The 24,546-nt window shown below is 66.1% G+C and carries 17 protein-coding genes; 9 read left to right on the top strand and 8 right to left on the bottom strand.

Annotation, left to right across the window (positions count from 1 at the left end; all coding sequences use genetic code 11):
• Positions 1 to 18: 18 nt before the first annotated feature.
• The 6 genes from ACFWPX_RS02500 (at position 19) to ACFWPX_RS02475 (ending at position 6,663) form a co-directional block, all read left to right on the top strand.
• Positions 19 to 654 (top strand): response regulator, encoded by a 636-nt coding sequence (locus ACFWPX_RS02500; protein WP_378926111.1) that lies wholly within the window; start codon positions 19 to 21, stop codon positions 652 to 654.
• Between the two features lie 61 nt (positions 655 to 715).
• On the top strand, positions 716 to 2,656 hold the full coding sequence (acs, locus tag ACFWPX_RS02495; protein WP_378925251.1) for an acetate--CoA ligase: 1,941 nt from the start codon (positions 716 to 718) through the stop codon (positions 2,654 to 2,656).
• 41 nt (positions 2,657 to 2,697) lie between these two features.
• A complete protein-coding gene (locus ACFWPX_RS02490; protein ID WP_378925249.1) occupies positions 2,698 to 3,240 on the top strand; it encodes an adenylate kinase in 543 nt (180 codons plus the stop codon).
• Positions 3,241 to 3,422: 182 nt separating this feature from the next.
• Complete coding sequence (locus tag ACFWPX_RS02485; RefSeq protein WP_378925247.1) at positions 3,423 to 4,763, top strand: lipase family protein; 1,341 nt, start codon at positions 3,423 to 3,425, stop codon at positions 4,761 to 4,763.
• A gap of 144 nt (positions 4,764 to 4,907) precedes the next feature.
• The gene (locus tag ACFWPX_RS02480) at positions 4,908 to 5,351 is read left to right on the top strand and encodes an NUDIX hydrolase (RefSeq protein ID WP_378925245.1); all 444 of its coding nucleotides are present in this window, start codon (positions 4,908 to 4,910) and stop codon (positions 5,349 to 5,351) included.
• A 250-nt stretch (positions 5,352 to 5,601) separates the two neighbouring features.
• On the top strand, positions 5,602 to 6,663 hold the full coding sequence (locus tag ACFWPX_RS02475; RefSeq protein ID WP_378925243.1) for a peptidoglycan-binding protein: 1,062 nt from the start codon (positions 5,602 to 5,604) through the stop codon (positions 6,661 to 6,663).
• A 28-nt stretch (positions 6,664 to 6,691) separates the two neighbouring features.
• On the opposite strand, the gene ACFWPX_RS02470 is transcribed toward ACFWPX_RS02475, so the two are convergent.
• Together ACFWPX_RS02470 and ACFWPX_RS02465 are read right to left on the bottom strand one after the other, a co-directional pair.
• Positions 6,692 to 10,042 carry a DUF4185 domain-containing protein gene (locus tag ACFWPX_RS02470; RefSeq protein ID WP_378925241.1) on the bottom strand — a complete coding sequence of 1,117 codons (3,351 nt, stop codon included), beginning with the start codon at positions 10,040 to 10,042 and terminating at the stop codon, positions 6,692 to 6,694.
• Between the two features lie 225 nt (positions 10,043 to 10,267).
• The gene (locus ACFWPX_RS02465) at positions 10,268 to 13,579 is read right to left on the bottom strand and encodes a protein kinase (RefSeq protein ID WP_378925240.1); all 3,312 of its coding nucleotides are present in this window, start codon (positions 13,577 to 13,579) and stop codon (positions 10,268 to 10,270) included.
• 499 nt (positions 13,580 to 14,078) lie between these two features.
• Between ACFWPX_RS02465 and ACFWPX_RS02460 the strand changes: the two genes are divergently transcribed.
• On the top strand, positions 14,079 to 15,194 hold the full coding sequence (locus ACFWPX_RS02460) for a serine hydrolase domain-containing protein (protein WP_378925237.1): 1,116 nt from the start codon (positions 14,079 to 14,081) through the stop codon (positions 15,192 to 15,194).
• A gap of 37 nt (positions 15,195 to 15,231) precedes the next feature.
• On the opposite strand, the gene ACFWPX_RS02455 is transcribed toward ACFWPX_RS02460, so the two are convergent.
• Both ACFWPX_RS02455 and ACFWPX_RS02450 read right to left on the bottom strand, forming a co-directional pair.
• Positions 15,232 to 15,486: a hypothetical protein gene (locus ACFWPX_RS02455; RefSeq protein ID WP_378925235.1), complete on the bottom strand. Its 255-nt coding sequence runs from the start codon at positions 15,484 to 15,486 to the stop codon at positions 15,232 to 15,234.
• Positions 15,487 to 15,574: 88 nt separating this feature from the next.
• Positions 15,575 to 16,717 carry an epoxide hydrolase family protein gene (locus ACFWPX_RS02450; RefSeq protein ID WP_378925233.1) on the bottom strand — a complete coding sequence of 381 codons (1,143 nt, stop codon included), beginning with the start codon at positions 16,715 to 16,717 and terminating at the stop codon, positions 15,575 to 15,577.
• 63 nt (positions 16,718 to 16,780) lie between these two features.
• Here ACFWPX_RS02450 and ACFWPX_RS02445 point away from each other — a divergent pair, with 63 nt between their 5' ends.
• Entirely contained in the window at positions 16,781 to 17,752 is a 972-nt protein-coding gene (locus tag ACFWPX_RS02445) for a helix-turn-helix transcriptional regulator (RefSeq protein ID WP_378926109.1), read from the top strand.
• A 44-nt stretch (positions 17,753 to 17,796) separates the two neighbouring features.
• Here ACFWPX_RS02445 and ACFWPX_RS02440 read toward each other — a convergent pair whose 3' ends face one another.
• Positions 17,797 to 20,085, bottom strand: a complete 2,289-nt coding sequence (locus tag ACFWPX_RS02440) for a S8 family serine peptidase (protein ID WP_378925231.1) — start codon at positions 20,083 to 20,085, stop codon at positions 17,797 to 17,799.
• An 855-nt stretch (positions 20,086 to 20,940) separates the two neighbouring features.
• Positions 20,941 to 21,732, bottom strand: coding sequence for a hypothetical protein (locus ACFWPX_RS02435; protein WP_378925230.1), 792 nt, complete (start codon positions 21,730 to 21,732; stop codon positions 20,941 to 20,943).
• A 176-nt stretch (positions 21,733 to 21,908) separates the two neighbouring features.
• Between ACFWPX_RS02435 and ACFWPX_RS02430 the strand changes: the two genes are divergently transcribed.
• Positions 21,909 to 22,787: a hypothetical protein gene (locus ACFWPX_RS02430; protein ID WP_378925228.1), complete on the top strand. Its 879-nt coding sequence runs from the start codon at positions 21,909 to 21,911 to the stop codon at positions 22,785 to 22,787.
• 263 nt (positions 22,788 to 23,050) lie between these two features.
• Here the strand turns inward: ACFWPX_RS02430 and ACFWPX_RS02425 are convergent, their stop codons facing one another.
• Together ACFWPX_RS02425 and ACFWPX_RS02420 are read right to left on the bottom strand one after the other, a co-directional pair.
• Positions 23,051 to 23,704 carry a CoA transferase subunit B gene (locus ACFWPX_RS02425; protein WP_378925226.1) on the bottom strand — a complete coding sequence of 218 codons (654 nt, stop codon included), beginning with the start codon at positions 23,702 to 23,704 and terminating at the stop codon, positions 23,051 to 23,053.
• Positions 23,701 to 24,447 carry a CoA transferase subunit A gene (locus tag ACFWPX_RS02420; RefSeq protein ID WP_378925224.1) on the bottom strand — a complete coding sequence of 249 codons (747 nt, stop codon included), beginning with the start codon at positions 24,445 to 24,447 and terminating at the stop codon, positions 23,701 to 23,703. The genes ACFWPX_RS02425 and ACFWPX_RS02420 overlap by 4 nt, the downstream gene beginning before the upstream one ends.
• Positions 24,448 to 24,546 lie beyond the last annotated feature (99 nt).

The raw sequence follows: 24,546 nt of genomic DNA, 5'->3' as shown, positions 1-24,546 counted from the left end.
CCGCCACCGCGGCCCCCGATGCCGCCATTGCGAATCGTGCTGGTCGATGATCACGCGATCGTGCGGCAAGGTTTGCGCTCGATCCTCGAACGCGAGGACGATATGCACGTCGTCGGTGAAGCCAGCACGGCAGGCGCGGCGCTGTCGGTGGTCGAACAGCAACGACCCGACATCGTCCTGCTCGACCTGAAGCTGGGAACCGGCGCCGACACCGAGGGTCTGACGGTCTGCTCGGAGCTCACCGCCAGGTTTCCCGATACCGGAGTGCTGGTTCTGACAACATTTCTCGACGATGCCCTCGTACTCCAGGCAGTGCATCGCGGGGCAAAGGGCTACGTGATCAAAGACGTGGACACCAGTGGCCTCATCGCCTCGATCCGTGCGGTCGCGCGCGACGAGAGTGCCTTCGATTCCCGCTCGGCCTCGGTGATGATGCGCTCGATCAGAACCGCGCCCGAGGAACCCTCGCTGACCGACCGCGAGCAGAAGGTCCTCGAACTCCTCGCACACGGCTTGAGCAACCGCGAAATCGGCGTCAAGCTCTACATATCCGAGACCACGGTGAAATTCCACGTGCGCAACATCATGCGAAAGCTCTCCGTGTCGACCAGGGCAGAGGCGGTCTACGAGGCGAGCAAGCTGGGCTTGATCTGACAGCGATCCGGTCCCTCGGCAGTCAACCTGTTGCCAACCCTCGGTGACGATACTGCCCGCTATGGATGACGTGGTAACCGGAAGTAATCTCACTCCCGCACGATCGGCACGCCAGGCGGACTCGGCCGCCGAACTCTACGGCCTCGCCGACGCTGATCGGGTGGCGTTCTGGGCGACACAGGCAGACCGGCTGCACTGGGATACTCATTGGCACACAACGCTGGACTGGTCTGCGGCTCCGTTCGCCCGCTGGTTCGTCGGCGGTCGGTTGAACGTTGCCTACAACTGCGTGGATCGACACGTGGACGCGGGGTACGGCGATCAGGTGGCGATTCATTGGGTCGGCGAACCAGGCGATACCCGCGAGGTGACCTATGCCGAGCTGCAGAGGTCGGTGGCGCAGGCGGCGAACGCGCTGACAGCGCTCGGATTGAGCGCAGGCGACCGCGTCGCGATCCAGTTGCCGATGATTCCCGAGGCCATCGTCTCCATGCTGGCCTGTGCCCGTCTCGGACTGGTGCACAGTGTCGTGTTCGCCGGCTTCTCCCCAGCAGCGCTGAGGTCACGTGTCGACGATGCCGGAGCACGGGTGGTCATCACCGCCGACGGACAGTACCGACGGGGCGGCGCCGTGTCGATGAAAGACAAGGTCGACGAGGCACTGATTGGTGCCGCGAGCGTCGAAAAGGTTGTTGTCGTTCAGCGTGTGGGCGAGGATCTCGCCGGTGAGCTGCCGTGGGTCGAGGGGCGCGACGTCTGGTGGCACGATCTGCTGAACGGGAAATCCGATCGCCACGACTACGAATCCTTCGATGCCGAGCACCCGCTGTTCATCCTCTACACCTCCGGCACCACCGGGAAACCGAAGGGCATCCTCCATTCCTCGGGTGGCTACCTCACCCAGGTGGCCCACTCGCATCGTCTGATCTTCGATCACCAACCCGGACACGACGTGTACTGGTGCACGGCCGACATCGGCTGGATCACCGGCCATTCGTACCTGGTGTACGGACCACTGGCCAACCGCGTCACCCAGGTCGTCTACGAGGGCACTCCCAACACGCCACACGAAGGTCGGCACTGGGAGATCATCCAGCGCTACCGCGTCTCGCTTTACTACACGGCGCCTACCCTCATTCGCACATTTATGAAGTGGGGCAACGAAATTCCCGCTCGCTACGACCTGTCCAGCGTGCGCGTTCTCGGCAGCGTCGGCGAACCCATCAACCCCGAAGCGTGGCTGTGGTACCGCAAGCACGTCGGTGCCGATCGCACGCCGGTCATCGACACTTGGTGGCAGACCGAGACCGGCGCGGTCATGATCGCCCCGCTGCCGGGCCTGCGCGCCGCCAAACCCGGTGCGGCACAACGACCGTTGCCGGGCATTTCGGCCAAGGTCGTCGACAGTCGAGGTGACGAGGTCGCAGCAGGGGAATCCGGATATCTCGTACTCGACCGCCCTTGGCCGGCGATGACTCGCGGTGTGTGGGGCGATGACGATCGCTTCCGCTCCACATATTGGGAGCGCTTCGCCGCGCTGGGGTACTACCTGGCCGGTGACGGTGCCCGGTACGACTCGGATGGTGACATCTGGATCCTCGGCCGTACCGACGACGTCATGAATGTCTCCGGCCACCGGCTATCCACGTCCGAGATCGAGTCGGCACTCGCGGGCCATCCACTCATCACCGAGGCCGCGGTCGTCGGTGCCTCGGATGAGGTCACCGGCCAGCGCGTCGTCGCATTCGTCATCCCCCGTGATGCGGCCGACGCGGTAGAGCCGACCACTGAGGAACTACGTCGCCACGTCGCCCGTGCGATCGGCCCGATCGCGACACCACGCGAGATCCTGATTGTGCCCGAGCTCCCGAAAACCCGGTCCGGCAAGATCATGCGACGGCTGCTGCGCGATATCGCTGACGGCAACGAAATCGGCGAAACCACCACTCTCGCAGACCCATCGGTGGTGACGAAGATCGCGGAACAATACCGCACCAGCTGAGATGAGACGCCGACGAATCCGATCTCGAAAGGTCTACACAAGTGAGAGTTGTTCTGCTCGGACCGCCTGGGGCCGGCAAAGGCACTCAAGCCGTTCTGCTGTCGGAAAGGCTGGGTGTTCCCCACATCTCCACCGGAGATCTCTTCCGCGCGAACATCAGCCAGCACACCGCGCTCGGTCGAGCGGCACAAAAATGCATAGATGCCGGTGAACTCGTCCCCGCCGAGGTCACCAATCGCATGGTCGAGGCCCGGGTGGGTGAGCCGGATGCCGCGAACGGTTTTGTGCTGGACGGCTACCCGCGCACGGTCGACCAGGCCGACGCGCTGACGAAGATTCTCTCCCGCGGTGGCGTCGCGCTCGACGCCGTGCTGTGCTTCGCGGTCGCCGAGGACATCGTGGTCGATCGTGTGCTCGGCCGTGGCCGTGCCGACGACACCGAGGCAGTGATCCGCAACCGGTTGCGGGTCTACCGCGAGGAGACCGAGCCGTTGCTCGAACACTACGACGGTCTGGTCGTCACCATCGACGGTATCGGCGAGGTCGACGAAGTGAACGCGCGAGCGCTGGCCGCGATCGGCTGATCCTCGCGTCTTTCGTCGACCGGCCGTAGACCGCTCCCCACGCTACTGGGCAGTTTCGTACCGACCAGTAACCGTGTTACTGTTCGGGAGTTGCACTGCTGTGATGGGCATCATCAACGCCATCGAGTGCGACTCGGCTCACTGCGGCGGCGGCGCCGTATCAATTCACGGGGAGTATCTGAATGCATAGCAAGCTTGGGTTGCGCTCGAAGGGGAACGCGCTGCCCGGTTCGATCGGCGTACTGGCCGCGGCGGTGGCTGCGGTATGCGTCGTCGGCGTGGTGGCGGGTGTCGGCACTCCGGAGGCGACTGCCGCTCCGGTGAGCGGGTTCTATACCCCGCCTGCTCAGATTTCGAGTGTGCCCGGCGCGATCGTCAAGACCGAGCCGATGCGCATTCTCGCGACGTTGCCGACCGCTGCGGGCTGGCCCGTGAATGCCACGCGTGTCATGTACACCACGCAGTACCAAGACGGCTCGCCCGCCGCGGTCACCGGCACCTACATCGAGCCCCAGGGGCCATGGCAGGGCCCGGGGGAGCGCCCCACCGTCGTCATCGGGCCCGGAACCGCGGGCCAAGGCGACCAGTGCGCCATGTCGGTCGCCTTCTCCACCGGCCTCACCCTGACCGCCGACCCCTCACTGTCGTTGTCGGCCAACCAGGAACTGCCGTCCTCGGCTGTCTGGAGTGCGCTGGGAGCTCGCGTCCTGGTCACCGATTACATCGGTCTCGGTACTCCTGGCGTCCATACCTTCGCCAATCGCATCGAAGGCGGGCACGCGATCCTCGACGGCGCCCGCGCCGCCAACAATCTCGGCGGAGTCGGACCGGAAACCCCCGTCGTCTTCTGGGGCTACTCGCAGGGCGGCGGTGCCACCGCGGGTGCCGCGGAGCTGCACCACAGCTACGCGCCCGAACTCAACGTCAAAGGCACGTGGGCAGGCGGGCCCACCGCCGATCTGGCCAAGATCCTCGCCCGCATCGACGGCGCCCTCATCGGCGGCGCCATCGGATTCGCCATCAACGGACTGCTCGCCCGCTACCCGGAGTTGCACGCGGCTGTCGACCGGGTGACCAGCCCCGCCGGACGAGCCATGCTCGAAACCCTCAGCGGTGAGTGCGTGGGCGACATCATCACCAAACAGCCGTTCCTCGAGACCAGCTCGCTCACCATCGACGGCCGTCCACTGCTCGAACATCTGCGCGACATGCCAGAGGCGGCGCCCGTCCTCGCCGAACTTCGCGCAGGCAGCGTCGCGCCGCCGACGCCCGTGCTGATCACCAGCGGCCTCAACGACGACACCGTCCCCTACAACCAGGCCCGCCAACTTGCCGAAGACTGGTGCGCCAGAGGTGCCACCGTCACCTTCCGCACCAACAACCTGCCGCCGATCCTCTCCGGCGCGACGATCCCCAACCACTTCGGACCCGAACTGATCGACGGATTCGGCCCGGACAACGCGATCACCTACCTGCTCGACCGCCTCGCCGACAAGCCGATCTCCGGTTGCACCCTCGACTGAAACAGCGGTCTTCGCGCGAAGAATTCTGACAGCGAATATCGCCGGATGTGCCTGGCGCCAGGCACAATTGACAGGGAAGTCACCACGGAGTGACTACGACAACACGCGGCTACTCTGCCCTACCGAAGGTTGGTGAATGCACCGATGTCGATGCCGTTGTACGACGAGGTCCTACCGCGCGGCGAACGCGACGGATTCGGGTTGCGCGTCGGTGCGATCATCGACCGCGGCGGAGAAGTGTTGCTCCTGGAAGCGAACAGCACCGGCCCCGTCCGGCCGACCCACAAACTCCCCGGCGCCACCGTGGGACCCGGCGAGTCCGTTGCCGCGGCACTGACGCGGGGAGTCCGGGAGGAAACCGGCCTGACCGTCACCGGCATCCGGCACCATGTCGGTGACTTCGACTACCTGTCCCCAGCCGGAAAGCCGGTGCGGCGTCTACATTTCGCCGTCGACGTGAAAGCCACCGGCCCCATCCGCCTTTCTGTCCACGCCGGGTACCTGTGGGCATCGTTGGACCGGGAACTGTTCGTCACTCCCTCGATCCGGAGCATCCTCGAGACCTACAAGGACCTCCCTGCACCCTGACCGATCAACACCGGTGGGGCTGGGCCACCGCGGGAACGATCAAAAATCGGTCTCGACCTCTATCTTTCGGTCGAGCCTGGGTGGATGATTGCCAAGAGGCCGGCTCGCGATCTCCGCCCAGCTCACGGGCGATCGAGCGATGGCGAAATATCGTGACTGGACCACTGGGGGACAGGATCGTGGCATTCCTCGAGAAGTATCCGAAAGCGGACGACGAAGGGGCGTTGCCTCCGAGAGTCTGGGGATTCCGATGACTGTGATCCTCAGGCCCGGAGATCGTGGAGACCTTGTCGGGGTACTCCAGGCGACGCTGAACCGTGACTACCCGCTCTACTCCAGATTGGTCGTGGACGGGGAATACGGCCCAGCCACGACCGCGGTGGTCGCGGAGTTTCAGCGCCGTGCCGGGCTCGATGTCGCCGAACCCGGCACGGCCGACACAGCGACGTTGCGCAGGCTCGGACTGAACTTCGACCCGATTCCACCAGCCGGGACCCGGCCGTTGTACTACAGCTTCGCAGGCACTTGGGGCCATTGGAGTCAGGGACCACCGTTCGACGTCGGCTCGGCGCTCGAGGGCGAGCGTCGGGTCCGCAATCAACCGGTCGCCTACCCCGCCAGCGGATTTCTCAATCCGGACCCGCACACCAGCTACCGGGAGTCGGTGGCGCTCGGCGTCGGGGAGGGGATCAGGCTGATCCTGCTCAATCCCGGCCCGTTCATCCTCGCGGGATACAGCCAGGGTGCGGAAGTCGTGGTGCGGCTGATGACGCTCATGACCGACAGCGGGCCGCTCGCGCACCGCGCGGACGATCTGCGGCGCGTGATCACCTTCGGGTCGCCGTGCCGTCCGCCGGGACGCACTCTGCTGGGCAACAACCCACCGGGTGCCGGAATCTCGGGCGACTACACGCCCCAGGAATTCCGCGACCGCACCTTCGACTTCGTGCTCGACGGTGACATGTATTCGACGACCACCGACGACACGCTGCTGGAGCAGTTCTACGACCTGCTCGTCCACGCGGAGCTGTCGGTGCCGTTCGCGGTTGCGGTGTTGCAGTTCCTGCAATCGAACATCCTCGGTGGCCGTCTCGGTGGCCCGCTCGGCAATGTCGGCCGAATGACCGTGCCGACAGCGCTGACTGGACTCGGTGGCGTCGACTTCGTCAAGGCCGTCCGAACCATGCAGGTCGTCTCCGAGTTCCTGATCCGCAATCCGCATGTCCACTACCACGACTGGCCGGACTTCGACGGCCACACCGGAGTCGAGCGTGCCAAGCAAGTCCTTCGCGACATCACATCGCCCGACTAGCCGGGGTCGGACCCGCCGACCCCGCTAGCTATCGGACAGGAATTTTGAAATGCATTGCGCGGTAAGGCCATCCGTCGGTGGTCTTCCATTGCGACACCAACAGATGTAGGCCGGCGTCGAGCGTGGATCCGGGGATGATGCACGGGCCGTAGAGTTGTGCGACCCGGTCATTGCCCTCTTCTCCCCATGCCGACCCGCGAATGGGTGTCGTCTTCGGCACCAGGTAGAGGTTGTCGGTGGGAGTGTCGAGCAGGCGCAGGTCGATGTCGTAGCCACCGGTGGTGGAGGCGTCGAAGTTGACCAGAACCCATTTGTTCTGGATCTTGCGCAGGCACATCTCGCCGAACTTCTCCGCGGAGGGCTGGGTTTCGAGTACCGGTGTCGGTGGGTTTCCCCAGTTCCAGCTGCCGTCGCGCCAACCCCAGCCGATGTAGGCCCCAGGGTCGGTGATCCGGTCCTCGCGGACGCGGCGCAGGATGATCCCCTTGTCGCGCTGGAATCCGGTGGAGAAGACATACACCCACCCGTCGTCGTCGCGTTCCCAGGTCCACAGTTGCGCGAACCCGTTGTGCAGGCCCGCGTCGAACTGGGCACCGGTGGGCCGCCAGGACTTTCCGTTGTCGCTCGACGTCCAGATCTCGGTGCGCACTACGTTGCCGAGGCCCTCGTTGATCATCACGTGCAGGTAGATGTCCTGGCCGATGGTGATGACGTCGGAGGGTAGTGCCGTCGTCCCTCCCACATGGTCGTAGGGCCACAGTTGCCGGGCATAGTTCGGATCCGATCCCGCGGCTTCGTGCCACACGATCCCGCTGTCCAAATTCGTTGTGTCCGAGTACAACGCGACCGGAGAACGCCAGTCGTCACCGCCGACCATCGGGTTGCGGAAGGTGTCGCCGAAGACGGCGAGAATCCGGCCCGAGGGCGTACGGGTCATCACCCCGAGATCGGTTGCGGCCATACCGAACTGGTCGGTGTGGCCCGGCCCGGTCGCGTTGGTGATCTTGCGTGCGCCGGTGGGGACGGCAGCGGGGGCGGGCAACCGCCAGCCGTCCTTGATGACGCCATACCACTCGCCGGCGTAGACATGGCCGGTGACCGGCCAGCCCTTGGCCTTCTGCATGGCGGTCGCGGCGTCGCGGGTGGCGTCGTCGTACACACTGGTCTGTGCGACTCCGAGGGCAGCCTGCCACCGTCGCAAACCGTCCTTCGACGCTTGCGGCTCGTTGCCGAACCTGTTCGACCACGACTCCTGCGGCCCCGACAAGGGACCCCAGTAGTGCCCGTTCGGAAGTGGGAAACGATCGGGGTCCTCGGGGATGGCCGCGTACTGCTTCGCCGCGGCGAGGACGACATCGTAGGGAAAGGTGTCGGGGACGTCCCAGTGGGTGCCGTCCTTGAAGCCCCGCAGTTTCACCGAACCGTAGGTGTAGTTGTTGTGGCTGGAGACGCCGTGCCTGTCGTTTCCGACACCGGCGATGTCGACCCGCTCGATCGGAATGTGGTGTTCCTTGGAAATTTTGGCGATCGTGAAGGCCACCATGTCGAGCATCTTGTCGTGCTCGAGCCACCCGGAGCGCTTCTTCGGGTTCGATTCGCTATTGGGATTCGGACTGGTCGTCCACCGTGGAATCGCGCCGGAAGTCCCGACGAGGGCGATATGCACCGAAACCTGGTTCTCGTCATTGACGCCGCGTACCGGAACGCTCCAGGAGGCGTTCTTCGTGGAGACTGTCTGGATGATGCGGTTGTCGTCGACTATGTAGTGATACGACCCGTCCCGTCTGGCCGCTTGACCGTCGGCGACGTTTTCGGCGCGGCTGATCCAGTCCTGATTCTCCGTGGTGTGCAGGTAGATCCGCTTGTACGCGCCATGCCCCGAGCGGGACCCCGGCCCGGCGTGCCAGGCGATGTCGTAGCCGTCGGGTTCGCGCACGGAAATCGGGCCGGGAACCACGATCGGTTCCGGGACAACCGGCTGGGCGGCGTATTGCCATTGCCCGAAGTCGTCGGTGAGGGTGTCGTTGACGTCGACGTTGATCCCAGCGACCTTGACGTTGTCGCGCGGGTGAATGAGCCGCTGGAACAGGCAGGCGTGCTCGGAGATCGTGCCGAGCGGCCTACCACCCAGCCAGGTGTTGGGTTGCCACAGGAACCGTTTTCCGCTGCCGTCGCGGCACGTGCCGACGACGTCGTCCTGGACTGCCCAATCACATGCCAGATACTTGCAATACGCGCCGACGCGCTCCTTGCCCAGCACCGACGCGGCGCCGCGCAGATAATGAGTGGCCATGGTGTTCCACTCCGACAGCGACAGATCGTCGTCGATGGAGAAGAAGATCGGCGCCGAGGCCGGGCCGCCGCAGTGCCGGTGCCACGCATCGGCGGCGTTGGCGTCGGCGACACCGCCATCGAACCCGCGGCGCCAGTCGGCGGTGGCGTTCTTTCCCTTCTGCCAATTGCTGACAAGGGGCATCTTCAGGTCGAGATACCCCGCGGCTTCCTCAGGAGTCAGTTTCTTGTTGATCAGGCCGCGTTCGGGGGAGTCCACCAGGTAGCGAACAGCCCCGTGGTATCCGTCGGCCTTCACTGCCTGCGCGCCGGGGCGCGCCGCGGCGTGATCGACCAGCTGCATCCTCGATGGCAGCTCCCCGGTCGGGGCGCTGGTGAATCCCGCGCGCCATGTCGCCGGGCCGATCAGCCCATCGGGGGTGAAACCGTTCGCGAACTGAACCGTACGCGCCGCGTCGGCGGTTGCCTGGTCGTAAACACCGGTCTGTGGCAGGCCCCGCGCCTGCTGCCAGCGCTTCAAGCCCGCGATCCACTCGGGCCGTTCGCTGCCGTGACGCCCGGAGATCGACGAAGCGGGGCCCTCCAGCGGTCCATAGAAGAACCCGCGCGGCAGCGGGAAGGCCTCCGGGTCGGACCCGTTCGTACCGGTGTCGGGTTGCGTGCCGGGGTCGACCGCACCCTGCAGGAAATCCTGCGGATTCCTCGGGTCACCACCGATGCGCCCGGGCGGGCCCCACACCTCGAAATGCAAATGAGGACCGGTGGATTGGCCCTCCGACCCCACACTCGCGATCTGTTCACCCTCCCGGACCCGATCGCCCCCCTTCACCAGGATGCTCGCGTGACGCATGTGCCCGAAGATCAGATCCACCCCGCGGCCGTCCTGCGCGTCCAGCCACACCCAGTTCCCGAACCCCGACACCGCCCCCGGCGGACGTTCAGCCCCCTCGACGACCACACCGTCCACGGGTGCGAAGATCGGCGTGCCGGCCGGTGCGGCGATATCGATACCGTTATGGTCCGGCCGCTGCGGCGTGCGAAAGCCCGACGAAACGCGGAATGTGCTGTGCACTGGCCTAGTGGTCATGGAAGCCTCCTCGCTTCGCCGGTACAACGGGCTCGCCACTGGTCGAGACCCTGATTGTCGTAACCGGGGGCGATGATCACGCGCGTAGTGGACTACTCGAATTCTTCGACGGTCTGATCGTTCGCTGAACCACCGAACGCATACCGCCGAGCAGGCTCTGAGCGGCGTTTCCGCCACCTTCACGTCCCGATGAACTTGTTGTTGATTCCGCCGCTTGGCGTCGCTCTAGGGCGCGGATGCATCCGCCGGTAGGCGTCTCAGGCCGAGGCGCTCGCACCGCCGCGTCAGTGGTGCGATGGTTCGCTCCGCCTCGCCCGCGCGGCCCGCCCTCCTGAGCGCGCTCCCGAGTAGGAGCCCCGACCGCAGAGCGGCCATCGGCCTGCGGCCCGCGTCGATTCCCGCGACGAGAGCGGTGGCCCGATCGACCGCGAGCCGGTGCTCATCGTCCCCGGGATCAGCCAACAGCAGCCGGATGGCGGAGTCCTCGTCGAGTTCGTCGATGGTGGTGGCAATTCCGTTGTCGCGCCGGATCATCCGAGATCGCAGGATCGCCGCGGCCGGGCCGGGATCGAGGGCGAAGCCGAGCCGAACTCGTTCGTTGTTCATCCGCGCGGCCAATCGGTGCAAGTCGAGGCGTTCGGCATGCGCCATGCCCTCGTCGAGGAGGTCTCTCGCGCCGTCACGGTCGCCGCGAAGGGCACGGACCCGGGCACCGATGGCGTAGGTCGCCAGCATGAAGTCCACGCCGCCACCGCCTTCGGCCGCGATTTCTCTGCTCCGTGTCAGGAGATCCTCGGCTGCATCGAGGTCGCCTGTCTCGTAACGCAATTCCCCGAGCAGGGCGCAGGCGAGACGAGACGCATGTGAGGCCGGACCCATCGTCGCGTGTGCGGTGTCGAGCGCGGTCGTGAGCAGGTCGTCCGCACCGGCGATGTCGAGCTGTTCCCTGGCGGCGAGTCCGGCGAAGCAGCGGCCGTACATCGACAGGAACGGGCCGGTGGCCTCGTGATACGGCGCGGCCCAGAGCTGCCAGCGTCGCGCCTCGGCGAAGTCGAAGCGCTGGATCGCCGCATAGGCTGCGATATTGGCCGCCACACCAGGTATCCGTGGGGAGAAGTCGTCGGGTCGGGTCAGCGCGTCACCGATCAAACCATCCAGCTCCGACACCCGGTCGGCGAACATCTCCCGGACACTGATCGCCACATCGGCTTCCGCGCGCAGATCGATACGTTCGGCTTCAGTGGGGCGAGCCGTGGCCATCGCGGCTTCGAATCGGGCCAGCGATGCCGTGGCGGCCTCAGGCCTGCGCAAGATCAGGTTGATCCATACACCGAACAGCTGGATGCGTGGCCTCGAGAGGCACACATGGGCGGGCAGTTTGGCCAGAATGCCTTGGATCGTCACCATTCTCGACCTTTCGAGCAGGTAGCCCGCGCCTTGCTCGACGAGTTCGGCCGCGTGCTCGGGGTCACCGGCCGCCAGTGCGTGCTCAACCGCGTCATTGAGCAGATGATGCCGCGCGAACCACGCCGCGGCCCGCAACCGCAGCGGTGCGATCTCCGTGGGTCTGTCCTGGGCCAGTCGACGGCACAGGTACCCGGCGAACAGCTGGTGATAGCGGTACCAATCTCCACCGGGGCTCGCAGGTAGCAGGAACAGCCCGCGGTCGGCGATCTCGGCGAGCACGTCAGCGGCGTCGGCGCGCCCGGTCAGCGCGGTGGCGAGTCCACCGCAGATCCGCTCGCAGATCGAGGTGGTCATGAGAAAGTCGAGTGTGTCCGGATCCAGTGCACCGAGCACGTTCTCGGCGAGGAATGCGCCGATGTCGGGGTGGGCGCCGAGGCTATCGATCAGATGCGCCGGATCCTCGCCCGCGCGCAGCGCCAGCACTGTCAGCTGCAGCGCCGCGACCCAGCCGTCGGTCGCGTCGGCCAGCGCGATGATCTCCTCGGTCGCCAGGTGCACGCCGCCCGCTTCGGCGAGGAATGCACGTACCTCGTCGGAGTCGAAACGTATTGTCGTGGCATCGATTTCGGCGAGATCACCGTGGATACGCAGTCTGCTCAGCGGTAGTTCGATCCGGGCGGTGCTCGTGACGACCAGCGGCAGGTGATGGCAGCCGTGTTCGAGCAGGAATTGCACCGCCGCCACCGAGGCCGGATCGGTGACCCGCTGCCAGTCGTCGAGTATCAGGGTCACGTGACGATCGCCGGCGTGCAGGCCGTCGATGAGGGCGGTGAGTACGGCGCGGGTCGGGTCGTGGGGGTGGGCTTCCAGCAGCCGGTCGAGGTCGTCGGCGAGTTCGGGGACGGCGGGGCGGATCGCCTCGGCGAGATGGGTGAGGAACCACGCGACGTTGTTGTCGTCCTCGTCGACGGTCAGCCACGCGACCGCCGCTCCGTGCTCGATCAATTCGTCGTGCCACTGCGCGGCCAGGGTGGTCTTGCCGAACCCGCTGGGCGCGCGGATGGTGGTGAGCCGGGTGCGTTCGCTCGCGCGCAGGTGCTCGAGCAGGCGTTTTCTGGCGAGGGTGGCGCGCGCGGGGGTAGGCGGGCGGTACTTCGTGGCCGGTGTCGGTGGCGCGGTGGTCTGTTCGTGTGCGCGCGGTGGCAGCGCGATCGGTGCCGTGGCGGGGCGCACCGTGCTCGGAATCCGCAGTATGTCGACCTCGCCGCCGGTGTTGCGCTGGGCCTCGCGCAGTTCCGCGCCGAGAGCGGCGGCGCTGTCGGGCCGGTCGCGGGGTTCGGTGGACATCGCGTGCTCGATGACCGCTCTGACCTCGTCGGGCACATCCTGGTCGGTGAGGTCGGGCCCCGGCTGCGCGGACACCCGCAGGAACTGTGACAGGACCTGCTCGCCCACCTGCCGCTCATAGGCGACATGGCCGGTGAGCGCGCAGAACAGGGTGGCGCCGAGGCCGTAGATATCGGCGGCGGCGGTCGCCTGCGCGCCGCGCAGTACCTCCGGCGCCGCGAAGGCGGGGGAGCCGGTGACTATTCCGGTGGTTGTGTGGAACCCGCCCTGGATCCGGGCGATCCCGAAATCGGTGAGTTCGGGTTCGTTGTAGTCGCTGAGCAGGATGTTGGACGGTTTCACGTCACGATGCAGGATGCCGGCCCGGTGCGCGGTCTCGAGCGCGCCGGCCATCTTGACACCGAGTCGCAGGATCGCCGACCAGTCGAGGGGTCCGACGGTGTGGATCTGCTGTTCGAGCGAGCCGTGCGCGTGGTACGGCATGACCAGATAGGGGTGTCCGCCGTGGGTGGTGCCGGCTTGGAAGACCGCGACGATGTGCGGATGGCCGGACAGCCTGCCCATCGCCTGCTGTTCGCGTACGAAGCGTTGGAGTCCGTCGGGGTCGAGTTCGGCGGTCAGCACTTTCACGGCGACGACGCGGTCCAGGTCGGGTTGTGCGCACCGGTAGACCACTCCGAAACCGCCGCGCCCGATCTCCTCGGCGTCCTCGAAGCCCTCGGCGGTCAATTCCGCCGGAATCCCCGAGGCCGAGCTGCGCTGGGTCGGCATGTTGTCGGCCATCTCGGCTCGATTCGGTCACGGCCTCCCGGCGGTACGCTGATGCGCTCGCCTCTACCGAGGATAACTCGGTGGACACCGTCCCCGACCTTCGTGAGGCCGGCTTCAGGCGAAATTTGAACGCCGATGCGTCACGCGTTCGCGCCGTGTCGCGGCCGACCCGGGGGGCAGCCCTTGAGGATGCGTGCACCTTCGCCGCTGATGGTGTGCGCGTGGGCTGCGCATCCGGGGGCCGACAGCAGTTCGCAGCCCGTCCGGAGCGCTCAACGAGTGCCAGCGCAACAGGTCACTCGGCAGCCGCGCGCCGAGGGTTCTGGCCTCGATTTCAGTGATAGCGCGACGTCATCTCGGCAGTGGTTGGGTCGGCTCTCGCGAGCCCGGTGCGCGCGTAATCACCGGTAGTAGTGCCAGCACCACCGGGTATCGGGGAGTCGGCAGGCTTCTCGTGGCAGGCCGTTCTCCCTAGTTTCATGGGATGCGGATGAAACTTGCGATGCTGGGGATGACGGTCTTGATTGCCACATCGTGCGGCGTGGACAATTCGCCCGATGCCGAGGAAGCTGGCCGGGCACAGATCACCACCGCGCTGAATAATGCGGTGCGCCATGGCTATCCGGGAGCTCAGGCGGTAATCACCGATAACGGCCACACCTGGACAGCCACCGCGGGTGTCGCCGATATTGCTACCGGCGAGCCGTTCGCCGACGATGCTCGGCTCCGGATAGCCAGCAATACCAAGCCATTCGTCGCCACCGTGATGCTGCAATTGGTGGCCGAGGGCAAGGTCGAGTTGGATGCGCCGGTGGAACGGTATCTTCCGGGCGTGGTGCACGGGCCGGGCATCGACGGCAATCGGATCACGATCCGAAACCTGTTGCAGCACACCAGCGGACTCCCCGAATATGCAGCCGAGTTCGGGGCGCCACCCAAGCCGGGCCAGCTTGCCGGCCTCACCGAGCAAGTCCGATGGGGGACAACGGATATCGCCGAAGCCATCCGTAACGCGCTCACCGCGCCCGCCGATTTCGAGCCCGGTGCGCGATGGGCGTACTCCAACACGAACTACGCCATCGTCGGGATGGTGATCGAGAAGGTCACCGGAAATCCGATCGGCACCGAGATCACCTACCGGATAATCGCGCCGCTCGGGTTGCGCAACACCTACTACCCGAGCCCCGATGAAATCGACATCCGCGGCCCACATCCCAAGGGCTACACCGAAATCGGCGGCGTACAAGTCGACTACACCAGCCAGAACGTATCGTGGGCAGGCGCGGCAGGCGCAATGGTCGCCTCCGGCGCAGACCTGAACCACTTCTTCATCGCCCTGCTGGACGGAAAGCTGCTCCCACCCGCCCAATTGGCCGAAATGACAAACGTGCGGCCCACCGGAGTGGACAGCAACTGGGCATACGGCCTCGGTCTGGCACGAATCACCATGTCCTGCGGTAACGAACTCTGGGGCCACACGGGCGGTCTCTCGGGCACGGTGACCTACGACGGCGTAGTCCCCACTACCGGCCGCGCCGTAACCATCGTGCTCAACCAAGACCTGATGGACGATCGCTACCACGCAGGCTCCCGTGCTTTGGACACTGCCGCTTGCTCGGCACCCTAGGGCCTGTGTCGAACTCCCAGTCGGCGCCTCGTAGCTGTCAATCGCCGCGTCGTTGCATCGATCGGTACAGCAGCCACAGCGCCAGCGCGACCGGTAGCAAGACCGTCGCGAACAAGATCGCCGCGAACATTCCATAGCCGTGCGGATCGAAGGACAATCCGGTGGCGCTGAGCACCGCCTTGCCGACGAGCAGCACGATCAACAGGGCGGTGCAGGCAAACGCGCCGAGCACGAGGCGCCGCAGCACTGTTCGCAGGGCTGTTGCGCGGGTAGTGCTATCCGGGGTGTCCATGTTCGGCTCCGCGGTTGGAGTGTGCCGCCACCACTCCGGGGCGGGAGTGGTGGCGGTCAGGATCGGCTTCTGATTCTCGCGTGCCGAGTCAGGAAATGCCGCGGAAGAAGGTGCGGATGTCGTCCGCGAGCAGCTCCGTCTCCTCCATCGCGGGGAAGTGACCGCCCTCGGTGAACTCGCTCCAGTGGCCGATCGCCTTCCACGGGTCCACCGCGCGGCGCATGAGCGGGTGGGTGTCGAACACGGCCCACCCGGACGGCACCTCGGCTGCCATGACCCAGTCGAGTCCGGAGTGCTCACCCTCGTAGTAGAACTGCGCGCTCGACGCGCCGCTGCGGGTGAACCAGTACAGGCTGATGTTCGTGAGGAGCTGGTCGCGGTCGACCGATTCGTCCGGCGTCCGGTGGTCGCCGTCGGCCCTGGTCTTGAACTTCTCGGCGATCCACGCGAGCTGACCGACGGGCGAGTCGGCGAGCGCCGCGCCGATCGTGTCGGGACGGTGGTTCTGCATCTCGAGATACCCGCGATCGGCCGCATTCTCGGTGCGAATTGCCTCGATCTGGGCCATCTCGTCCTCGGACAGACCGTCGGGATAAGGGAGCTTGTCGCCGACGAACGCGAGCAACCGGCGGTCGGCGCCGGTGTGCGTGCCGATGACGCGTTCGGGGTGCAGCGCCGCGAGGCGGCCGATGATGCCCGAGCCTATGTCGGTGCCGTGGGCCGCGAACCTCTCGTAGCCCAGACGCGTCATGATCTCGGCATAGGCCTCCGTCGTCCGGGCCAGCTCCCAACCGGTCCCTGACAGCGGGGTGGAGAACCCGAAGCCGGGCGGCGACGGGACGACCACGTGGAACTCGTCGGCCAGTAGCGGGACGAGTCGCTGGTACTCGACGAACGAGCCCGGCCAGCCATGGCTCAGGATCAGCGGGGTGGCCTGCGGGTTCGCCGATCGCGCGTGGACGACGTGGAACGTCTGGCCGTCGACGACCGTCGTGAACTGTTCGTACTCGTTGAGTTTCGCCTCCTGCGCACGCCAGCCGAACCCGTCGCGCCAGTAGTCGGCGAGTTCCTGCAGATACACCAGCGGGATGCCCCGGCTGAAGTCGGTGCGATCGTCTCGGCCCGGCACGGAGATCGGCCAGCGCGTGTGTGTCAGCCGGTTGCGAAGGTCATCGATATCGGCCTGCGGAATGTCGACGCGGAAGGGTGTGAGTGCGTTGTTCTCGTTCATGACATCCACATTCACAGGTAATGCGGCAGGTTAGCTTCCGCAATTGCTGGAATGATCGAGAACATGTTGGAGACCTCGGCTCGCCTGCTCGAACTGCTGTCGTTGCTCCAGCTCAAGCGCGACTGGACGAGCTCCGAGCTCGCCGGCCGGCTCGGTGTGAGCACGAGGACTGTGCGCGCCGACATCGGCAAGCTGCGGTCGCTCGGCTACCCCGTGGACGCGCGTCCCGGCGTCGCGGGCGGGTACCGGCTGGCCGCCGGGACGGCGATGCCCCCACTGCTGCTCGATGACGACGAGGCCGTCGCCGTCGCGGTCGGACTGGGGGCGGTCGCGACTCGAAGGCTCGGAGTCGAAGAGACATCGCTCACCGCGCTCGCGAAGCTGGAGCAAGTACTGCCCTCGCGCCTGCGTCGGCGCGTCGAGGCGGTACGCGAGGCGATGAGCGTCGTTCCAGGAGCTGAACCGCCGCTTGATCTTTCGGTTCTCGGCGCGGTCGCCGCCGCGATCCGCGGCCACGAACGGCTCCGGTTCGGATACACGAAGCACGGGGGCGCCGAAGGGGCCCGCCACACCGAACCACAACGGCTGGTGAGCTGGGGGCCGCTCTGGTACCTGCTCGCGTGGGATCTCGACCGTGACGACTGGCGGGTCTTTCGTGTCGACCGCATGGTTGCGCACGCACCGACGGGTGCGCGGTTCCGGCCGCGGGTGATCCCGGCGGACAATGTCGTCGATTACGTCGTCGGACGCGTCAGCAAGGCGGCCTGGAGGTACCGCGCGCGGGTACTCGTGCATGCTCCCGCCGCCGAGGTCGCCGCGAAGATCCCCGTCCCGGTCGATATCGTCGCGCTCGACGAGTCCACGTGCCGTGTCGAGCTGGGTTCCAACGACCCGGACCGGCTCGCGCTGTCGATGGCACAGCTCGACGTCGACATCGAGGTGATCGACGGAGACGAGCTAGCGGTGGCGTTCGATCGTCTCGCGACGAGGTTCCGCCGCGCCGCGGGTGGCGGCGACCGCCCGATTCCCGACTGATGGGGAAGCCGGTGAGCTCCATCCCCGGAAACTCCGGCTGGGACTTAGCCGGCTGCCGCGCCGAGGATCGCCAGCGCGTAGGGCTGAGGCCCCTGCGGGACGTTCGAGCCGATGACGTCGATCGTCCATTTACCGACTGCGGGTGTGCCGACTTCGACGACCTCGACGTTATTGGTCGAGTCCATCGTGAGTCCGGCTCCCTCCCCGGCATTTCCGACTCTTGGCGTTCCGTCCGGCCCTCGGACAACGAGATTCAGGTTGTTCACCAACGTCTCGCCGGGGAAGTCGCTGTAGGCGAGCACGATCCGAAGCGGAACAGCTCCCGAGGTGACGTCGATCTCGAGGGTACGGAGTTGTCCGGTCGACACCTTCTTGCCCTGACTCACCAGCAGCGTGGACGGTGCCGTCGGGGCAACGACGGCAGCCACATCGACGCAACCGAAGCCCTGGTGGTTGTCGGCCGAGGTGCCTGTGGGTGCGGTGTCCGGCAGGCGACGAGCACCAGCGATCACCGCCGCCTTGAGGAGCGCGCCCGACGGCGTCGCGGTGCCGTGGTCGCGGCGAAGGTGCTGGCGCAGTAGTGCGAGCGCGCCCGCGGTCAGTGGCGTGGCCATGCTCGTGCCGCCCATATAGAAGTACTTCGAGGATCCCGGGAACGGCTTCCAGCCTGTTGCGGTGGTGCTGAGCATCGTCGACTTCGTCGACAGGATCCACGTGCCCGGGGCAACGACGTCGGGTTTGATTCGCCCGTCCGCGGTCGGGCCACGGCTGGAGAACGCGACGACCTGATCCGGGTTGTCCGCCATCGACGCGCGCTTGTACGGCGGTGCCGGGTAGTCGCCCGGCCACCAGTTGCCGTACTTCTCGCTGTCGAACGAGCGCCGCAGGTTCTCACTCGCCCCGACCGTCAGGCAGTTCTTGGCTGTGCCGGGCGAGGTGACGGAGCCCAGATTGATCTCGCCGTCACCGTCGGAGTCGCTACCGTCGTTGCCTGCGGCGAACAGGATGCAGAAGGACGGGTGTTCCCACATGAACTTGTCGACGGCACGGCACTGGTCGTCGTATGCCCCCGGGTCGCCCCCACCCCACGAGTTGGTGTGGATGCGTGCGCCCTTGTTGTACGCGGGTTCGAACAGGTCGGCGAGGTCCACCGGAATTCCTGCGAGCAGATAACGACCGTACTTCGCGACGAACGCGGGGTTCTTCCAGTCCAAGGCCTGCTCGATTGCCTGGAACACCAACTTGGCTTTGGTGGCCAGACCGCGGATTACCGGTTGTCCCGGCACCGCCGTACTCGCGACGCCGTCGCCGAGCACTGATCCTGTGACATGGGTGCCGTGGCCGGAGTCGAGGTCGGAAGCTCCGTCATCGCCGCCGGCGTTGTTGATGTACGGGGCGAATTCCGACGTGATCGGAAAACTCATGATGGCTTTGACGCGGCCCCCGAAATCGGGGTGTACGGGTGAGGTGGAGCCGGTGTCGAACCCGGTGTCGCACACGGCGACCGTCTCGCCGTCACCGTCGAGAGTAGGAACCCCACCCAGCGTTGCCGCGGTCCCGCGCATGATTCCCGCGGCGACGTCGTTGCTGATGCGATTGATCGGCCGGTTCCGAACCATCCGCACACCATGGACAGCCGACAGGTCGGCCAATTGCTTTCGCCGAGCGGCATCGGTGCCCTGCGGCGCCTCGACAATGAGCGTCGCCGACCCGTCTCCGATGATCCTGAGTCCGAGTCTGCGAATCTCCGCCTTGCCTGCGCGCGCCGTGGCCGGTGAAAAGAACTCGACAGTGAAGACGTCGGGGAGCAATTTGGTTCGGGGCAGCGTGGAATCGGTGGTCACGTCGAGGCGTGCGCGGTCGGGCAGATGACCGGCCCAGCGCACTGCCGGCAACGCGGCGATCGCCGCGACTCGCTCGGCCGTCGCGCGGACGACCAGCGTGAAACCCGAACGGGCATCGACGATCGACGCACCCGCGTTCTCGACGGCTGAGCGCCATTCCGGCTTGATCGGACCTACGAACTGGACGAGGTAGTGGTGCGGCCCGGCGCCCAGACGCCGGGTGCGCTGGTAGGCGGGATGGGCTGAAGGCCGCCCTGCGCCGGTGATCCGAGGCAGATTGGTGTCGATCGAGTCTGTCGCGGTCGGTCCGAGTGGAATCTCGTACTGCGCGGTGATGTCCTCGACGAGGTATCGCTCACTCAACTCTCGAGCCGTTGCCTCATCGACCTGTACCAACGCGAACGCGTCGTAGGTGGCTATCACGGTGTAGTCCCGCGCGAGCTCGGCCTGCTCAGACTTCGTCGCGATCACTTTGATCGTGCGATCCATATCCGACTCCCTCCACGAATGTTTTGTCCGAAGCTGATGAGCGGTGCGAACCGCCCCGGCTAGTCCGGAGACTTGGCCTCGATCCACCGGCGTGCAGGTTCGTGTGTGTGTCGGAATGAGTGAAAAGACTTGTGATCTGGGAAGATTGAAGTTCCCGCACAGCGCTCGGCCCAGTTCGGATGGCACTTCGAGTGCAAGTTTCGCATAGGTTCGCCGCCGAGTCGGCGGTGTTCGATGACGACAGCCTGATGTCGCCGGCCGGCCGGGCGGGTGCTGGTGCCGGCCGAGCAGGCGGGGCTCGTGGAGAAGGTGTGCATCGCCGAACCGAAGAACTGTGGCGCATCGCAAGCCACAGGGCCGAGTCGTCCGCGCAGCGATTTACGTGAACGGCAAACTGGTTGCCCGCGAAGAGGACCGCTCGACCTACGGCTACGCCTCGGCGTAGGCCATGTGACCGGTAGTTCACGGCGTCGCTGAGCGGTCCGTACACCGGCTCTCCGCGGGGTCGGCGTACGGGACAGGTCGATCGCGGCACCTTTCGACCTTTCGATGTCGCGTCTCGTTTCATGCACAATCTGGAAGCCGGCCAACCAGCTTTGTCACGCGTTCGCGCGGCCGACTACCCAATCATTCATGCCCCGAACTCATTGCGAGCGAATGTCGTTCAGCGTTCCTGCCAGTGAGCCGTAAGCACACCGAGGCATAGGTACGGCCGTTGATGAACCGGCTCTCCGGAGGGCATCTGTCCAAACACAATGTGCTGCAACAACTCGAGCATCTCGTACCTACCCCACCGTGCTCGCGGCCGAGCGTGCAGGGTGACTGCGACTGGCCGGGATGTACCTGGGTGCGACGTCAGGCGGTCGCCGCGATCGGGGCCGCGGCGATCATCCAGTTGCTGAACTCGCTGGCCAGGTGCCATTGATGCTGGTGGATGAGCCTGGCGGGCAGGCTACCCGGGAACTGGCAGGTCAGCAGGGCTTCGAGAGTGCCGTCGCGGTCGCGGAATTGGTGGCGGACGCCGCCGATGACCAGACCGTCGTCGAGCATGGCTTGGCCCGCGATCTGGATGGGGTAGTCGGGATCGGCGGGGATGGTCAGTGTTTCGGTTCTGCTGTAGTCGACGAGGAACCGCGACGCCGTGGGTGAGCCGCCGGTCGTTTCGACGACTTCCTGAAGGCCGTTGGGCAGGCCGCGCAGCAGGTAGTGGTCCGGGGTGGCGTCGACCATGTCGACTTCGATGTTGGAGATGGTCAGGTTGTTGAACCAGTCGGCGAATCGCTGCGCGGAGTAGTGGGGGACGTGAAGCCGGGTGACCGAGTACTTGACCCGGCCCCGGCCGGCGGCGATGCCGACCCGCGCCATCCGCTCGGAGATGGCCAGTTCGCGCTTGAGCAGTGCGTAGATTCCCGCGTGGCCCAGCTCGGTCTTCATGGCAGTGAGGGCGGCGCGCTGGACATCGAGGGGCGCGTCGAACGCTCTGCCGATCGTGAAATCGGGCAGGAGTTCGGCTGTTCCGCGGTGTCCCAGGCGCCTGGCGAACTTCTTCAGCACCGCTTCGGCACGCCGCGCTTCCCAGGCGCGCACCTGCTGGCGCGTGACGCTCTGTTCAGCGAGGAACGCTCGGATCTCGATGGGATCGTCCATGGCGGCTACCACCTCTCATTAAAGCTATTGAGACTTGCGTTAAGGTTGCCCTTTCGAAACTGGAAACGCAAGTGTCTGTGGCGTTAATTATGCGCAACCTGTTGACATCGTGACGAGGGCAACGGAAGCTGTGTTATCGCAAGATCTACTAGCGTTAGATTGAAAGGAATTGGTCAATGCTGACCAGGAGAAGCTTCATCGTCCGTGCCGCCGGGGCGACGGCCGCCACCGCGGCGGTTGCCTACGCCGGTACGGGGACCGTCTTCGCCTCCCCTGATGCGTCGGCAGCCGGGCTGCGGACATACATCGACGGTCACCTGGTGGACCACGGCAAGGTCGTCGAGTGGGAACGGCGGCGGCTGTCGGTCGCCGCGGCGCGGCTGAGCAAGGACTACATCGGCCTGCTGACCGGTGAGCTCGACTCGCTGCTCGCCCGCTTCGCGGTAGATGTCGACGACATTCCCGCCGCCCGCGCGGCGCTGGCACGGGCTCGCGTGCTGATCGGTCCCCAGGGTTTGCGTGAGCTGCTCGCCGGCGAACTCGTCGCCTCCGAGACCGCCACCCGGGCCACGCTCGCGGCATCGGGTGGACGCTGGGTGGTGGCGACGGTCGAGATCGCCAGCGATCGCGGCAGCGCACAGGGCTTCATCGACACGTTCGACCGCGCGCGGGTGAACAACGACCAGGCGTTCTGGACCGACGCGTGCCCGGACCACTACATCATCGCCACCCTGCCCGACAGGCGGCAGGAGGTCGTCGAGGTGACCGGTGGAGCGGTGCTCGCCAGCCGGTTCCTCGTCACCTACACCGACCCGTCGAAGGTAGTCGCCCCCGTGGACCCGGCCTACCCGCTCTCGGTCGCCGGAGCTGCCACCCTCTCTGACGGTGAACTCATCGGCGGTGTGTGTCATCAGTTCCGTGATGAACCCGGTGGTGGGTTCCGCAGTCAGCTGAAGGTCGCGTTCCCCGCGGCCGTGCCCGGCCTGTATGTCACCGAGCACCAGTGGCATCTCGCGACCGAATTCGGCAACTGGATCGCGGCGTATCTGCGCTGATCCGGAAGTGTCGGTCGCAGCGGTCGGGGCGCCATTCCCGGGCGCGAGATCAGGCAACCCTCGAGCAGGTCACCGAGCACGGCATCGAGGGCTTGACCATCGGTGATGTCGCGGCCTGCGATCGGATCTGATGGTGCTGGCCGGGCAGGTTTCCGACCTGATCTCGCGCCCGGGAACGGCGCGGCTGGTGGGGACCACCTTGGCTCTGTCGTCCGATCCCGTGAAGCCCACACCCCCGTTCGATGTGGGCTTCACACCGGATCTCACCGGGCCGACGCGGTAGCGAGCGCGACCGTGAAATCTGCTCCGGTGGCCGCTCGAACGTCGGATTCGCTGACTCCCGGCGCGGTTTCGACAAGTGTCAGCCCGTCGGGGCCGATATCCAGCACCGCCATCTCGGTGATGATGCGGTGCACGCAACCCAGCCCGGTCAGTGGCAGGGTGCAGCGCTCGACGATCTTGGGTTCGCCGCTGCGGGACCGGTGTTCCATCATCACGATGACCCGTTTCGCGCCGTGGACCAGGTCCATCGCGCCACCCATGCCCTTGACCATCTTGCCCGGAATCATCCAGTTCGCCAGGTCGCCGTTGGCGCTGACCTGCATCGCGCCGAGAACGGCGACATCGACGCAGCCGCCGCGGATCATTCCGAAGGACTGGGAGGAGTCGAAGTAGGAGGCGCCGGGCAGTACGGTGATCGTCTCCTTGCCCGCGTTGATCAGCTCGGGATCGACTTCTTCGTCGGTCGGGTACGGCCCGACGCCGAGGACCCCGTTCTCCGAATGCAGAACGACCGTGACATCGTCGGGCAGGTAGTTCGGCACCACCGTCGGCATACCGATGCCGAGGTTCACGTACTGGCCGTCACTCAACTCGGCGGCCACTCGGGCCGCCAACTCCTGGCGTGTCCAGGTCATGCCCGCACCGTCCTGTTCTCGATTCCGACCTCGACTCTGCCCACGTGCACCACTCGCTGCACGTAGATGCCGGGGGTGTGCACTTCGTCTGGATCCAGTTCGCCCGGTTCCACCAGATGCTCGACCTGGGCGATGGTGATCCGGCCTGCCGTGGCGGCCGGGGGATTGAAGTTGCGCGCGCTGCGGCGGTAGACGAGGTTGCCGTGGCGGTCGCCCTTCCACGCGTGCACCAGCGCGAAATCGGTGACGATCGCGTGTTCGAGCACGTAGGGCACCCCGCCGAAGACCCGGGTCTCCTTCGCGGGACTGGCCAGCGCGATCCCGCCGTCGCCGTCGTAGCGCAGCGGCAGACCACCGTCGGCGACCTGTGTGCCGACGCCCGCGGGGGTATAGAACGCCGGAATGCCCGCACCGCCCGCCCGCATCCGCTCGGCCAGCGTGCCCTGCGGCGTCAGTTCCACTTCGAGTTCGCCGGCGAGGAACTTGCGCGCGAACTCCGCGTTCGATCCGACGTAGGAACTGGTCGTGCGGCGGATCCGGTGTGCTTCGAGGAGCACACCCAATCCGACGCCCGCGGTGCCGCAGTTGTTGCTGACAACCTCGAGATCGGTGGCGCCGTGTGCGAGTACGGCGTCGATGAGTACCTGCGGCACCCCGACCAGACCGAACCCGCCGACCGCGAACGACGCGCCGTCATGAATATCGGCGACGGCCTCGGTTGCCGTCGCAATGACTTTGTCCATCACACCGGCGATACTAGACGGCATGTTCGCATTGCGCACTAGTGTTCGCATCGCGAACGCTTGCGTTGGATGAAGCTGTGGGCATAGCGTGTTCATGAT

This window comes from Nocardia sp. NPDC058518, from assembly GCF_042719655.1.
Classification (GTDB): domain Bacteria; phylum Actinomycetota; class Actinomycetes; order Mycobacteriales; family Mycobacteriaceae; genus Nocardia.
This window is presented reverse-complemented; position numbering and strand designations above follow the sequence as displayed.